Source organism: Acetobacter fabarum, assembly GCF_029069195.1.
Taxonomy (GTDB): Bacteria; Pseudomonadota; Alphaproteobacteria; order Acetobacterales; family Acetobacteraceae; genus Acetobacter; species Acetobacter fabarum_A.
In genome coordinates this window covers 36,401-51,087 of the sequence record NZ_JARDYK010000004.1, presented here as the reverse complement: position 1 = coordinate 51,087, position 14,687 = coordinate 36,401, and the positions used below count along the sequence as shown (strand labels likewise).

The window sequence follows — 14,687 nt, the reverse complement described above, 5'->3', positions numbered from 1 at the left end:
CAATCAGGGCGCATCCTCCGCACTCAGGGGGAAGGGAATCCAGCGCAGGCCGTCCGCATCATGCACCAGCAGCAGGACCGAGCGCTTTTTGGCTTTGCGCGCAGCCTCGATCCGCTGTTTGAGGGCGGCTGGCGTTCCCACCTCGGCCTGCTGGACTTCGGTAATCACATCTCCTTCCTTCAGGCCCCGTTCTGCGGCCGTGCCATCGGGTTTGACACTGGTCACCAGCACACCTTTCAGGCTGGAAGGCAGGGTGTATTTCTGCCGCCCGGCCGCATCCAGCGGGCCAACGGTAAAGCCAAAATCCGCAAAGCTGACAGATGCTGCGGATTTGGGGGCCTCAGCAGGTCTGGCCGGAGCTTCGTCCGGGGTTTCGGGCAGAGCGCCAATGGTGACGGGCACATCCATGACCTTGCCGTGCCGCCACAGGCCCAGCCGGGCCTGTGTACCAACCGGCAACTGGGCGGACAGGCGTGGCAGGGCCTTGCCCTCAATCGGCTGGCCATTCAGGCTCTGGATCACATCGCCCGTTTTAAGCCCAGCCTTGTCGGCCGGGCCACCTTTTTCCACCCCGGCCACCAGCGCGCCAGTGGATGTACTCAGGCCCAGCCCATCGGCTATGTCCTGCGTCACGTTCTGGATCCGCACACCAAGCCACCCGCGTGAGACCTTGCCGGTCCTGCGCAACTGCTCCACCACGCCGCGCGCCTCGTTGGAGGGAATGGAAAAGCCAATCCCCACCGACCCGCCGGAGGGGGAATAAATGGCGGTGTTCACACCAATGACATTGCCATCCATATCAAACAGCGGGCCGCCGGAATTGCCTTTGTTGATGGGGGCATCGGTCTGGATGAAGTCATCATACGGGCCCTGATCAATATTGCGCCCGCGTGAGGAGATGATACCCGCCGTAACCGTGCCGGACAGGCCAAACGGGTTGCCAATGGCCAGAACCCAGTCCCCCACCCGGTGGTGTTCGCTATCCCCGAAGCTGACAAACGGCAGCGGCTTTTTGCTGTCCACCTTGAGCAGCGCCAGATCCGTGCGGTCATCATGCCCCACGGCATGTGCACTGAGCACCGTGTTGTCCTGCAAGGTCACCGTTATGCGGTCTGCCTTGCGGATCACATGGTTGTTGGTCACGATGTACCCCGTGGGGTCGATGATAAAGCCCGAACCTAGCGCCTGCATCCGCCTTGGGGGAGCATTGGGGTCTGTCTGGCGGTTCATGAAGTCATGGAAAAACTTCTCGAACGGGGAGCCCTGCGGGAAGTTGGGCATCTGGGGGAGCTGGTCGTCCTCGTCGTCCTCCTCCGCATCCGCTTCGCGCACGGTCTGGGTGGTGGAGACATTGACCACAGCAGGCAAAAGCCGGGCTGCAAGGTCGGCAAAGCTGTCTGGCGCATGCCCCCCGGCGGCCACAACCGCAGGCACGGGGGCATCCGCCGCATGCAGCGGGGCAAACACCCCAAGGCCTGCGACCAGTAAAGTGGAGAGAGAAACAGAGCAGAACAGACGGACGGACACACGCATGGACAACACAACTTTCTGCCGGGACAGGACAATTCTCGAAGACTGGGAGATCAGGTTATTCATGGCGTACCAAAACGGCAAGCATGCCCTACCCTCCCGCAGGGTCCGGGGCTGCAACGGGAGCAGCCGGGGAGGACACCAGCCTGCCAGCCCGTGCCCGTGTGCGCCGCCGGTCCAGCCATGAGGCAAGGCCGAGCAGAATAGCCAGCCCCACAACATTGACCGCAATCTGCAGGGCCCAGCCATCACCAAAGGTGCTGAAGATCAGCCGCGCATACAGGTCCAGTATGGTGCCGACCACAAACACCTCAAGCGAACTGCGCCCCACACGGGCCAGTTCCTGCCCCACGCGCGATTCGGCCGCCCACTGGCGCGCAGGCTCCGAAGACTGGACAAGGTAGAAAATGGCCATCACATCCAGCAGCCGCAAAGGCGAGAGCCAGCTTTTGGCCGGAGCCAGCGTATCTCCGAACGGACGCAGGTCCGGCAGCCCCCACAAGGCCCACGGAAAAGCCTGAATGGCCGAAAACAGCAGATACACCCAGCACAGTGCCACAAGGGCTGGCACACGCCTGAAGTCACGGCCCCGCTGCTGGGTCTGGGCGGACGCAGTCAGCCCGAGTGCGAACAGGAACTGCCAGGCAAGCGGGTTGAAGTACCAGCCATCCGGGTCCAGCCAGTTGGGAAAGTTCAGCCCCGGGTCCATGTTCACCAGCATCCACAAAGCCCCCGAAAGCAGCAGGGCCAGCGAACGATGGATCCGCATAAGCAGGTAAAAAACGGGGAACCCGCCCAGCAGCACAAGGTAGAGCGGCATGATGTTGAGGTTGCTGGGCAAGGCGTCAAACATCATTACCCGCCAGACCCAGCCCAGACCATGGGCCAGCTCCGGCTCCAGATAATCGACCGAAACAGGGGTAAAGTGCCGCCAGCTCCGAACCGTAAAGACATAGGTCATGACCATAATGGTCTGGCCGATGTAGAGCTGCACACAGCGTTTGAACAGGCGTTGCAGGGTGGGCAGCACGCCGTGTTTGGTAAAGCCCCGCCCGTAAGCCAGCCATGACGCATAGCCCGCCAGCAGCACAAACACCTCCGCCGCATCGGCAAAGCCTACATTGCGCATGGTAAAGCGGTTGAGCAGGTTCTGGGGAATATGGTCTATAAACATCATCAGCAGGGCGGCCCCACGCAGGGCGTCAATCCTGTGGTCGCGGCGGCTGCGCGTGGGGGCGGCCACCCCGCCCGGCTCCTGCGTGTGCGCACCCGCAGCAGGTATTGCCTGTACTGCCCCTGCCTTGTCCGTGTGTGCCTGCATCTTACCCTTTCGCCACGGCCCTGCCTCGCCCGTTGGTTATTCCCCGGCTGTTCCTCTACCCATACCACCCTGTCTGTGCCAGAAAAAAGGCGTTATAATTCATGACCGCCCCCAATGGCGCACCCTTCTCTGCCGTAGCCTCCCCCCGACTACGGCATTGTACTCCCACGGCATAGGATCCAGACCTTTGGCGCAGACCGCTCCTTTTTCTTCAGACACACTGATGGACCTTCTCAGGACCATCAGAACGCCACAGACAGGGCTTTCCCTCGCCAGCGCCGGGCGGCTGGAAAGCTGCACGGTGGATGATGATGGCCGCCTGACCCTGACACTGACCGTCCCGCGCGAGCAGGCTCCCGAACTGTCCGGCCTGTGTGATGAAGCCGCCCAGAAGCTGCAAACCCTGCCCAACGTTACCAGTGCCACCCTTATCCTGACCGCGCACCGCCCCGCAGGCGTACCGGAGCAGGCGCGCACTGGCAGCACGGCACAGGGCGGGCACCCCCAGCGCAGCGCAGGAGCCGCACCCCCGGCAGCCGCAGGGGGGCACCGCCCGCTTGGAGGCACCCCCGCAGCCCCCGACGCCCCCGTGCTGCCCGGTGTTAAAACCATTATTGCCGTGGCCTCGGGCAAAGGCGGAGTGGGCAAGTCCACCACCGCCGTCAACCTTGCCGTAGGTCTGGGCATGGAGGGGCTGAAAACCGGCCTGCTGGACGCCGATATTCATGGCCCCTCCCTGCACCGCATGCTGGGCACAACGGGCAAGCCCGAAGTGGTGGAAGGCCGCCTGCAACCCGTGCAGGCATGGGGTATCCGTGCTGTCTCCCTCGGCATGCTGGTAGACGAAAAAGCCGCCATGATCTGGCGTGGCCCCATGGTTATGGGCGCGATCAACCAGTTGCTGACCGATGTGGACTGGGACGATCTGGATGTCATGGTGGTGGACCTGCCGCCGGGTACGGGGGACGCTCACCTCTCCCTCACCCAGAAGGTGCCGCTGAGCGGGGCTGTTATTGTTTCCACCCCGCAGGACATCGCCCTGATCGACGCCCGCCGGGGCGTGACCATGTTTGAAAAGCTCAAGGTACCGGTGCTGGGTCTGGTGGAGAACATGTCTTATTTCTGCTGCCCCAACTGCGGGCATCATACGGACCTGTTCGGCCATGGTGGCGCACGGCACGAAGCCGAAGCCATGGGAGTTCCTTTTCTGGGCGAAGTGCCACTGCTGGCCGATATCCGCTCCAGCGCGGATAGTGGCGTACCGCTGGTTATTGGCGCGCCCCAGAGCGAGGGCGGCAAGGCATGGCGCGCCATTGCCCACACCGTAGCCACAGCCTTACGGACCATGCAGGCCTAGCCACAGCCCCGCAGCCGTGCGGGCCGGAAACGCCCCGCCCGCACGGTCTCCAGCCCGCAGACCGCCACAGAATCAGCCGCAGGCATGAAGGCTGAGGGGCCTAGCGTTTGGGCGTGGGAGCTTTGGCCTTGACCCGCGGCGCTGGTGTATCCTTGAAATACGCACGGCAGGCCGGACTGAGCTTGTCTTTTTTGCGCTCCATGCAGGCTGTAATTTTCTGTTCATTGGGAATGGCAAGAGCGCACAGGCGCAGGGCATCGCCCTTGCAGGCTCTGGTCTGCTGCTCACGCGCCGTATCGGCCCTGGCTGGCAGGCCTGCTGCCATCAATGTAAGCGCACAGGCAAAGGCGGACAGGGCAAGGCGGGCAGAACGCCCGTTGGGACAAGACATGAATGCTCCTTATAATTCCCCAGAAATCCTACTGTCCTGCCGTCTGCGCGGAACCGGGCCTGCGGGTAGGACGAGCATGGCAGGCAGACAGGGCGCACGGCAATACAGACCGGACGCCCTACCCTGTTTATGCCCCGCCCCTGCGGCGTTTGACAGGACAGGCGTCAAGTCCACCCAGATTTAATGCAGATGTCTTGATAAAAAATGAGCGCCGGAGGAGGTAGCAGCGCTACCTGCCCCACTCAGGGTGTGGGAGCCTGCAGGATCGCCATCATTTCATCCCATTCACGGCGGCTCAGGCCCGAACCGGCCTGCTCCACAACCTCGCCCGCCAGCATGCGGCGCACAACGGCCATCATGGAGGCCGAGAACGTGACCGCCCCGCGCCGGTATTCCTCAAACGCGGCGGCGGTGGTGGGCACCCAGGCATGCAGGATTTTCAGCATGGCTTCGGCATACACGCGAATTTCGTACTGGGCATGCGGGTCTATGCGCAGGGCAAGAAAGTGCATGAGGTTATGCAGGTCGATCTTCCAGTACCACTGCGTGTAGGTGTTCAGCGTCAGGTTGATGCGCCCCAGTTCGCGCGCAAGGCCATAGCCGTTTTCCGCGTCCAGCATACGCTCATAGTCACGGTAGGTACGCATGGCGTCTTCACGCAGGATGTCCAGCACCTCTGCGGCGGCTTCGGGGGCCAGAATCTCGCCCCGACCCTGACGGTTGACCTCACTCTGGGCTGCCATGTGGGCGGGTTCGGGCAAATAGAACTCGCTATCCAGAATGGAGTAGCGGGCCGAATACTCGTTCACACTCGCCATACGGTGGCGAATCCACTGCCGCGCCACAAAAATGGGCAGTTTGACGTGGAACTTGATCTCGCACATTTCAAACGGGGAAGAGTGGCGGTGCCGCATCAGGTAGCGGATCAGCCCGGCATCTTCCGACACCTTGCGCGTACCCCGTCCGTAGGAAACACGGGCTGCCTGCACAATGGCCGCATCATCACCCATATAGTCGATCACGCGCAGGAAGCCGTGGTCGAGCACCTCCTGCGGGGCGTACAGCATAGCCTCAAGAGCGGCTACGGTCGGGCGGCGGGTGGAGAATGTTTCCTGCCCGTGGGCCGCAATTTCTGCACGTTGTGCTTCGGTCAGTGACATGCGCAGGATCTCCACCATGCTAGAAAAAACAGACAGCGCACACGGTATGCCCGCGTGTATGCGCGCGGTTGTAGCAGGCATACCCCCACGCGGGAAAGCCAGAAACACCAGCAGGCACTTGCATTTTGGAAGCCATGTTCCTATGTGTGGGGTGCCGGAAGATTTCTTGCGGCTATGGCAATAAACGGGATGTGGCATAGGCGTAGTGGACCCGGGGGCGGTACCCGGCGTCTCCACCATAAATCCGGATCGCAAGACCCGGACAGATGGGGACGAAACAGGCTCGACACGCGCAGTAAAGACATCTTTTTTGCCCGGCATTGTACCACCGTTATCGGGCTGATTTTACAAGTGCCAATGATAACACTGAGGTGCTCGCTGTTGCTGCATAAGCAATAAGCGCGGTTCGGGAGGGCACCGGGCAACAGAAGCCCTCCCACTTCATGCCATTTTCCCCTATTATGTAACGCCACGCCTTTAAGGCATGGCCTGTATCTGCTGAGGCAAACCGCCCGGCCCGTGCCCTGCGGCATGGCCGCGGGCTGGCCTTGGCGCTTGCACTGGCCGAACCTTTCGCGCATGGCTGACGCTAGAGTGATACGTATGGCCAGCCACCCCCAACCGGCTGGAGCAAGGAGACCAAGCATGGCTGATGACCACAACAATACTCCGGGAAACGACGGCTCCCTCCCCCCCAGCCTGCTGCCCTACGACCAGTGGCTGGAAGACGCCTACAGGGACGTCATGCTCAAAGCGCTCGAACATGTGAGCCGCGAGGGGCTTGCAGGCGAGCACCATTTCTATCTGACTTTCCGCACGGACCTGTCTGGCGTGCAAATTCCCGACCGGCTCCGTGCCCAGTACCCGCACGAGATGACCATTGTGCTCCAACACCAGTTCTGGGACCTCAATGTGGACCGCGATGCCGGTATTGTGTCTGTCGGTCTGTCCTTTGGGGGTGTTGGCTCCATTCTGGTCATACCCGTCCGGACCATTACCGGGTTTGCGGACCCCTCCATCCACTTCAACCTGCATTTTGAGGTTGTGGAAGATGAGGAACCCGCACCCGCAGACCACACGCCGGCCGATGCCGGAGAAAATGCGGAAGCACAGGGCGACTCCTCCTCCCAGGTTGTCAGCCTTGACGCCTTCCGCCGCAAAGGACCATCACCAGCCTGAACCCCCCGAGCGCGGGGGTCAGGCCGACGGAAAGAGTAGAGACACGACCATGACCAGCCAGCCCCCCCGCCCCCCACTGCCAGAATTTGCCTATTCCCCCCTGTTCCCTTTAGGGGAGGACACAACAGAATACCGCAAGGTGGATATTGCAGGTGGTGTCAGCACGTCGCAGTGCGGTGGCAAAACCGTTCTGCATGTTACCTCCGAGGCGCTGACCGAACTGACGGCCCGCGCCTTTCATGAGGTGGCGCATTTTCTGCGTCCCACGCACCTGCAGAAACTGGCCAATATCCTCAAAGACCCCGAAGCCTCGGATAATGACCGCTTTGTAGCGCTTGACCTGCTCAAGAACGCCTGCATTGCCGCTGGCGGTATTCTGCCCATGTGCCAGGATACCGGAACAGCCATTGTGTTTGGCAAAAAAGGCCAGCGCGTCTGGGTGGAAGGGAACGAGGAAATCGCCTTTTCCCGCGGTGTGTACGAAACCTATACCCGCACCAGCCTGCGCTATTCGCAGATGGCCCCGCTGAGCATGTTCGAGGAAAAGAACACCGGCACCAACCTGCCCGTGCAATGCGACATCTTCGCCAGCCCCGCAGGCGTGCATGACGAGCAGATGGACCTGATGTTTGTGGCCAAGGGCGGCGGATCGGCCAACAAGACCTTTCTGTTCCAGGAAACGCGCGCCCTGCTGGGGTCCGAGCAGCAACTGCTGGACTGGCTGGATACAAAGGTGCGCACGCTGGGCACCTCCGCCTGCCCGCCATACCACCTTGCCATTGTCATTGGCGGCATGTCCGCCGAGCAGACGCTCAAGACCGTCAAGCTGGCGTCCACCCACTGGTATGATGCCCTGCCCACCAAAGGCGATATGACGGGCCACGCCTTCCGTGATCTGGACATGGAGCAGAAGGTGCTCGACCTCACCCGCAGGCTGGGCATTGGCGCGCAGTTTGGCGGCAAGTATTTCTGCCACGACGTGCGCGTGGTGCGCCTGCCCCGGCATGGTGCCTCGCTCCCCGTGGGGATTGGTGTTTCCTGCTCCGCCGACCGGCAGATCAAGGCGCGGGTCACGGCGGATGGGTTCTTTCTGGAACAGTTGGAGCACGACCCCGCACGCTTCCTGCCCGAAACCACGGACGAACATCTTGAGGGAGAGGCCGTGCGCATTGACCTCAACCGCCCGATGGAAGAAATCCGCAAGACCCTCTCGCAATACCCGGTCAAGACCCGGCTGGCCCTGACCGGCACCGTGGTTGTTGCGCGCGACATTGCCCACGCCAAGTTCCGCGAGCGGCTCCAGCGCGGCGAGGGCCTGCCCCAGTACCTGAAAGACCACCCCGTTTACTACGCAGGCCCGGCCAAAACGCCCGCTGGCATGCCCACAGGCTCCTTTGGCCCCACAACGGCCGGGCGTATGGATTCGTACGTAGCCGAGTTGCAGGCCAATGGCGGTTCCTACGTTATGCTGGCCAAGGGCAACCGCTCCAAGGCCGTGCGGGACGCATGCCAGCAATACGGTGGGTTCTACCTTGGCTCCGTTGGTGGCCCCGCCGCCCGGCTGGCCAAGGACTGCATCCGCAAGGTAGAGGTGCTGGAATACCCCGAACTGGGCATGGAAGCGGTATGGAAGATCGAAGTCGAGGATTTTCCCGCCTTTATTGTTATTGATGATAAAGGCAACGACTTCTACGCTGAACTGTAACCCCCCACCGGGGCTGCCCCGCCGCCCCACCGTGGCGGGGCAGACAGAAAAGGAGCTGTGTGGTTTTCATGCGCTTTACAGTCGATCGTCTGGATCATGTTGTCCTGACCGTGCGCGACGTTGAAATTTCCGCATCATGGTACCAGCGTGTGCTTGGCATGGAGCGGGAAGAATACGGGCGCAACAACCGCGCTGCCCTGTGCTTTGGCGGGCAGAAGCTCAACCTCCGCCCGCACGACGCCACAGGCTGGGACACCGCCACCCATGCCCTGCCCGGCGGTAATGACCTGTGCTTTATTACCGCCATTACCAGTGCTGACGTGGTGGAGCACCTCAAGGGGTGCGGCATTGCCATTGTGGATGGCCCCGTAGCCCGCCTGGGTGCGATTGGCCCCATTACTTCGGTGTACTGCCACGACCCGGATGAAAACCTGATCGAGATCGCATCCTATCAGGGATAAGATTCAACACCGCCCCACAAAACAGATAATGAACAGCATGGCTCACACCAGAGCAGGCTGTTCATCCATGCATGGGCACGCTATGGTCCGGTCACAAATTATTTTGTATTGCTTTTGAAAATACTTTTCAGGTTCCCGGAATATGCAAAAATCTCGGCAGAAAATCTTTTTACTGGGCCTGATGACATTATCAGGCTGCGCAACAATTCTGGAACCTCCCAAACAGACCATTTCCATCAACTCCGATCCCCCCGGCGCGGTATGCGACGTGACCAAGGCGGGCAAAACGATCAGCATGTTCCATACGCCGGGCGAATTTACGGTTGCCAAGAGCCACAACAACCTGATCATCCGGTGCCAGAAGCCCGGTTATGCCCCCGTCACAGGCGTGGATGCAAGCCACAATGCAGGCTGGATTTTTGGCAACATTCTGACCGGCGGGCTTATCGGCACGATCGTCGATCTCTCCACCTCCGCAGACGATGTGTACGGCGAGAGCATTCGGATCAAAATGCACAAGCTCGATAAAAACGACCCGGATGTGTACAGGCTATACCGCCTTAACCATGACACGGATGACGAAAAAAACCATCGCGAGCCGCTCAGCGAACCCATACAGGCTTCCAAAAATTAAAACATGGGCCGGAAAAGAACTCTTTTACTTTTCCGGCCCATGGTCAGGCTCCGAACTAGCCTGCCCGGGTCTGCGCCTGCTGCTGCCTGAGCCGCACGGCATCATCATGGTCCACAATACCATGGCGGGTGGTCAGCCAGCCGCCCCTGAAGCCCGCACGCAGCAGGCCACGGCAGATAATGGGGTTGTCCTTCATGGTGTTCCACACCATGCCATCCCGCCAGTTTTCCACCATGAGCAGAATGGGCCCCTGATCGATGCCAAGATAGGTATCATCCGCCCAGTAGGCCTGTTTGCCATCATGGTAGCTGGGGTTGAAGGCGTCTACAAAGCCGTAGGTGCTGTAAATGCGGTCCCCGTATTTGTCACGCATGGTGCGCAGGGCGGGAATGGCCAGCTCTGGCGCAAACGCCACGGACCCGCCAGCCGCTGTTGGGGCCAGCGTGCCATCATCGAGCGTATAGTCCCGGCCCACACCACGGGCGGTATAGGCCATGAACTTGCGCTGCTGGCCGTTTTTTTCCACCTTTGTGGTTTCTGCCGGGCCGTCACTTGCTGTCAGACCCCAGATATTTGGCCCGTAATCCTGCCATTTTCCGGGGTTTTGCGTAGCATAACCCTGCTGGGCGTACACAGCGCGGCGGCTGTTTTCAAAATAATCAATCCCGGCCGAGCGGCTCCAGTCATCCTTGATACCCCGGAAGTCGATCCATGCATGGGTGTACTGGTGGCCGAACAGCGGTGCAAAGTTGAGGAAGGTCTGGCCATAGGATTCGCCCCAACGGCTCTTGTTGGTGGAAATCCATGCCTGCCATGATGACGGATCAAGCGCATGCGTGGTGGAACCAAGGCCCAGCACATACAGCATCATGCCCTCATTATACCCTTCCCAGTAATTGGGCAAAAAGCCGCGCTCGGGCGACCAGCCCATGCTCAGCCGGTTATCCGGGCGCAACATCCAGCGCCAGTCCACACGGTTGAACAGCTTGGCGGCAAGGTCGCGTATTTCGGCCTCGGCCTCGGAATCATGGGTGTAATAACTGGCCGTAAACAGCACACCCTGCATCAGCAGAGCCGTATCTATGCTCGACAGTTCAATATCTGCATCAAGGCGCAGCCCGTTCTCCCGCTTGAGAAAGTGGTAGAAAAAGCCATGAAAGCCCGCAGCTTTATCCGGGCTGTCGTTCTGGGGGAGCTTCCACAGGTAGCGCAGGGTTGTCAGGGTCCGGTCCACGGCCTGCTGGCGGTTGATGTAACCCCGGTCCGCACCAATGCCATATGCGGTCAGCGCAAAGCCAATGGACGCAACACTGGACTGGGTCTGGTCCGATGGATAGCGGTCGGGCACCAGCCCGGTTGCGGGGGCTGCCGAATCCCAGAACCACAGAAAAGTCCGGTGCTCCAGATCCGCCAGAAAAGCCCTGTCCGTCTGGTCGGGGTGGAAGGGGCTGGGGGCTGGCCGCGCCACAATGGAGGATGCGGCCACCGCCTGCCCGCCGCCTGCTGCAAGGCCGGTCCATGCGCTACAGAGCATGAGCAAGGACAGACAAGCCCGACCGGTCCTCTGGCGTTGCCCCTGTGCGGGCAGGCTGGTTTTAGTCTTGCCGTGTGCAAAAAAGCGCCTCAGTACCATAAGCCTTGCATTCCTCATCTGTTCACACCAGCACCACTGCCGCAGCGGGCTGTTCTGCTCCGTGCCGCACTGCACCGCAACGGGGGTTGAATATAGGGGCCATGCCGCGCCACCCACCAGAGCAGGGCGGGGGACTGCGCCACGGAATCTGCCAAATTTCAGAAAATGTTCACGTTTTATGTGTGCCCCAAAGCCGGCACAGGCAACCACAGCCCATACAGCATGCCTGCCCAGCCCTGACCGCCCACAGACAGAACAGCACCCCGCGCAACACTACCTGTTAGGGATATAAAGATATAAGGGGGTGTAATCATTCCTGTTCCGCATACGATGCCGCCATGACATACATGACATACCGCTACAATATCTTCCGCTTTGTTTATGAACTTGTGGATGTTCTGGTGTCCCGGCTGGAATATGGCCTGCGTGGCCTTGCCACCAGCCATGTCCTGCTTCCCCCGCCCGCGCAAAGCTATTCGTTCCTGATCATGACCACGGAAGAAAAAGAGGGAAGAACCTTTTACAGACCCGCCTATTACCTGTTTTCCAAAACCCGCGAACACCTGAGCGGATATTTCGCTCATGGGAAAAACCACCTTTTCCTGCAAAACACCCGGCACTGCCTGCTGATCACCTTTGCGGATTCCACCCTGATTGTAGGGCGTGAAGACACAATAGCAGACCATCATCCCCACTCGTTTGAAGCACTGCTGGCCCTTAAGGCCCACATGCGCGCCATCAGGCTGGGGCGGTACCCGCACGAATATCTGGTTATTTCCAAAAAAACCGCCATCCCCCCACGCCCGGCAACATTCCGCCTGCGCATGCAGGCCCACTAGGCCGGGCTGCGGCTCTGTGGCGCCCGCATCCTGCAAAACAGCGTGACGGATTTTTTCTGCTCATGTATTGCAACGCCCTGACGCACCGGGACAAGACGCCCCGATCACGCAGGGTGTGGGGGAAGAACACCATGAAAATTGCAGTTGTTGGTCTTGGGTATGTTGGCCTGTCAAACGCCATTCTGCTGGCCCAGCACCATGACGTCATGGCCGTGGATGTGGATGCCGGGCGGGTCAGCAAGGTGAATAACCGGGAATCCCCCATTATTGATACCGAAATTGAGGATTACCTGCGCAACAGGCCACTCAGCCTGAGCGCCACAACAGACCTTGCAGCCGCCAGCCAGGACGCCAGTTTTGTCATAATTGCCACCCCTACCAATTATGATGCCCAGGAAAACTACTTTGACACATCCTCCGTAACGGATGTGATCACCTGTGTCAGCGCGCTCAACCCCGAAGCTACCATTGTTATCAAATCCACCATTCCGGTCGGGTTTGTGGACCAGATCCGCGCGGAGCTGAACACCGGGCAGGTCATCTTCTCCCCCGAATTCCTGCGTGAAGGCCGCGCCCTGTATGACAACCTCCACCCATCGCGCATTATTGTGGGGGAGCGCAGCGCCCGCGCCGAACGCTTTGCCGCCCTTATGCTTGAAGGCGCGATCAGGAAAGACGCGCCCCTGCTTTTTACCGAAGCCACAGAGGCCGAGGCCATAAAGCTGTTTGCCAACACCTATCTTGCCATGCGCGTGGCCTTTTTTAACGAGCTGGACAGCTACGCACTGGCCCGGGGGCTGGATACCCGCCAGATTATCGAAGGCGTCTGTCTGGACCCACGCATAGGCCAGCATTACAACAACCCCTCCTTTGGTTATGGTGGTTACTGCCTGCCCAAAGACACCAAACAGCTTCTGGCCAACTACATGCAGGTGCCCCAGAACCTGATCCGCGCCATTGTGGACGCCAACCGCACCCGCAAGGATTTTCTGGCCGACCGGATTCTGGCCATGCAGCCCAAGGTGGTCGGCATTTACCGGCTGGCCATGAAAACGGCATCCGATAACTTCCGGCAAAGCTCCATTCAGGGGATCATGAAGCGGCTCAAAGCCAAGGGGATCGAGATTGTGGTCTATGAACCCGCCATGAAGGAGGAGCAGTTTTTTGGCTCGCGCGTGCTGCGCAATCTCGATGAGTTCAAGGCTGCGTCTTCCATTATTGTCAGCAATCGCCACCACCCCGAACTGACCGATGTCCGGGACCGCGTGTTCACCCGCGACCTGTTCGGCAGCGACTGAAGACCACCAGAGCACGCGCCCCCGCAACCCGCCCCGGCGGGAGCGGAGTTGTATTTGCCTGTTCAGGCCTGTGCAATTAGTATCGGTTCAAAGACACAAAACACAGAGCTGGCGCCTATGACCGTAACTGTCCTTCCACCTGAGCACATGGTGCTGTGCTGACATGGCCAGACGTCTTATTGTAACCGGGGGCGCCGGGTTTATTGGCAGCAATATCATCCACGCTCTCAACCAGCGCGGGCTGACCAACATTATTGCCGTGGACAACCTGACCAACGGCGACAAGGCGCTTAATCTGGCCGACCTGACGATCAGCGACTACGTGGACAGGGACGCGTTCTACGATGCTCTGAGCGCAGGCCATTACGGGCCAATAGACACAATTTTTCATGAAGGGGCCTGCTCGTCCACCACCGAGCGCAATGGCCGCTACGTCATGGCCAGCAATTACGAGCCCAGCAAAAAACTGCTGGCCTACTGCCAGAACACGGGCACGCGCCTGCTCTACGCCTCCAGTGCCGCAACCTATGGCGCATCCACCACCTTTACCGAAGCCCCCACCAACGAAAAACCGCTCAACGTCTACGGCTATTCCAAACTGCTGTTTGATCAGACTGTCCGGCGCGCCCTGCCCGGACTGGCCACGCAGGTTGCAGGATTCCGTTATTTTAACGTGTATGGCCCGCGCGAGCAGCACAAAGGCAGCATGGCCTCCGTGGCGTTCCACAATTTCAACCAGTTTATGGCCGATGGGCGCGTCCGCCTGTTTGGGGAATACGGGCCTTACCAGCCGGGCGAACAGATGCGCGATTTTATTGCGGTCAAGGATCTGGTGGCCACCAAGCTCTGGTTCTTTGACAACCCTACCCATAGCGGCGTGTTCAATCTGGGCACAGGCAAGGCCCAGCCGTTTAATGATGTGGCGACAACGGTCGTCAACACCGTGCGCGCCGCGCGTGGCCAGCCCCCGCTGGAGAGGGCCGAAATGGTGCGCACCGGCGCACTGGAATACGTCCCCTTCCCCGACACGCTGCGTGGCCGCTACCAGTGTTTTACGCAGGCGGACATGCACGCCCTGCGCGGCACAGGGTGCACTGTGGCGCTGGACAATGTTGCAAACGGCGTGGCCGACTACGTGCGCTACCTGCTGCGCACCCAGCCGGGCCACACACCATGAGC

Annotated in this window: 13 protein-coding genes and 1 other RNA gene; 9 read left to right on the top strand and 5 right to left on the bottom strand. The window is 60.3% G+C overall.

All coding sequences use genetic code 11. The annotated features are described in order from the left end of the window. Positions 1-3: 3 nt before the first annotated feature. Positions 4-1,533 (bottom strand): DegQ family serine endoprotease, encoded by a 1,530-nt coding sequence (locus tag PY793_RS07070; protein WP_275177564.1) that lies wholly within the window; start codon positions 1,531-1,533, stop codon positions 4-6. An 88-nt stretch (positions 1,534-1,621) separates the two neighbouring features. Continuing rightward, positions 1,622-2,851: an OpgC family protein gene (locus PY793_RS07065; RefSeq protein ID WP_275177397.1), complete on the bottom strand. Its 1,230-nt coding sequence runs from the start codon at positions 2,849-2,851 to the stop codon at positions 1,622-1,624. Between the two features lie 187 nt (positions 2,852-3,038). Here PY793_RS07065 and PY793_RS07060 point away from each other — a divergent pair, with 187 nt between their 5' ends. Beyond that, the gene (locus PY793_RS07060) at positions 3,039-4,208 is read left to right on the top strand and encodes an Mrp/NBP35 family ATP-binding protein (protein ID WP_408744683.1); all 1,170 of its coding nucleotides are present in this window, start codon (positions 3,039-3,041) and stop codon (positions 4,206-4,208) included. Positions 4,209-4,308: 100 nt separating this feature from the next. On the opposite strand, the gene PY793_RS07055 is transcribed toward PY793_RS07060, so the two are convergent. Together PY793_RS07055 and thyX are read right to left on the bottom strand one after the other, a co-directional pair. Next, positions 4,309-4,599 carry a hypothetical protein gene (locus tag PY793_RS07055; RefSeq protein ID WP_408744682.1) on the bottom strand — a complete coding sequence of 97 codons (291 nt, stop codon included), beginning with the start codon at positions 4,597-4,599 and terminating at the stop codon, positions 4,309-4,311. A gap of 242 nt (positions 4,600-4,841) precedes the next feature. Further along, on the bottom strand, positions 4,842-5,759 hold the full coding sequence (thyX, locus tag PY793_RS07050) for an FAD-dependent thymidylate synthase (protein WP_275177396.1): 918 nt from the start codon (positions 5,757-5,759) through the stop codon (positions 4,842-4,844). 114 nt (positions 5,760-5,873) lie between these two features. On the opposite strand from thyX, the gene ssrA reads away from it, so the two are divergent. The 5 genes from ssrA to PY793_RS07025 all read left to right on the top strand — a co-directional run bounded on the left by ssrA (position 5,874) and on the right by PY793_RS07025 (position 9,738). Next, positions 5,874-6,200: a transfer-messenger RNA gene (ssrA, locus tag PY793_RS07045) on the top strand. A 204-nt stretch (positions 6,201-6,404) separates the two neighbouring features. Next, positions 6,405-6,938 (top strand): SspB family protein, encoded by a 534-nt coding sequence (locus tag PY793_RS07040; RefSeq protein ID WP_275177395.1) that lies wholly within the window; start codon positions 6,405-6,407, stop codon positions 6,936-6,938. A gap of 49 nt (positions 6,939-6,987) precedes the next feature. Beyond that, positions 6,988-8,643 carry a fumarate hydratase gene (locus tag PY793_RS07035; protein WP_275177561.1) on the top strand — a complete coding sequence of 552 codons (1,656 nt, stop codon included), beginning with the start codon at positions 6,988-6,990 and terminating at the stop codon, positions 8,641-8,643. Between the two features lie 68 nt (positions 8,644-8,711). Next, positions 8,712-9,104, top strand: coding sequence for a VOC family protein (locus PY793_RS07030; RefSeq protein ID WP_275177394.1), 393 nt, complete (start codon positions 8,712-8,714; stop codon positions 9,102-9,104). A 142-nt stretch (positions 9,105-9,246) separates the two neighbouring features. Next, positions 9,247-9,738: a hypothetical protein gene (locus tag PY793_RS07025; RefSeq protein WP_275177393.1), complete on the top strand. Its 492-nt coding sequence runs from the start codon at positions 9,247-9,249 to the stop codon at positions 9,736-9,738. Between the two features lie 55 nt (positions 9,739-9,793). Here PY793_RS07025 and PY793_RS07020 read toward each other — a convergent pair whose 3' ends face one another. Further along, on the bottom strand, positions 9,794-11,371 hold the full coding sequence (locus PY793_RS07020; RefSeq protein ID WP_275177392.1) for a glucoamylase family protein: 1,578 nt from the start codon (positions 11,369-11,371) through the stop codon (positions 9,794-9,796). A gap of 338 nt (positions 11,372-11,709) precedes the next feature. Here PY793_RS07020 and PY793_RS07015 point away from each other — a divergent pair, with 338 nt between their 5' ends. From PY793_RS07015 to rfaD, 3 genes are all read left to right on the top strand, one after another. After that, complete coding sequence (locus tag PY793_RS07015; RefSeq protein WP_275177391.1) at positions 11,710-12,210, top strand: hypothetical protein; 501 nt, start codon at positions 11,710-11,712, stop codon at positions 12,208-12,210. 131 nt (positions 12,211-12,341) lie between these two features. Then, positions 12,342-13,508 carry a nucleotide sugar dehydrogenase gene (locus tag PY793_RS07010; protein ID WP_275177390.1) on the top strand — a complete coding sequence of 389 codons (1,167 nt, stop codon included), beginning with the start codon at positions 12,342-12,344 and terminating at the stop codon, positions 13,506-13,508. Between the two features lie 163 nt (positions 13,509-13,671). Continuing rightward, positions 13,672-14,685, top strand: coding sequence for an ADP-glyceromanno-heptose 6-epimerase (gene rfaD, locus PY793_RS07005; RefSeq protein ID WP_275177389.1), 1,014 nt, complete (start codon positions 13,672-13,674; stop codon positions 14,683-14,685). Positions 14,686-14,687: the final 2 nt, after the last annotated feature.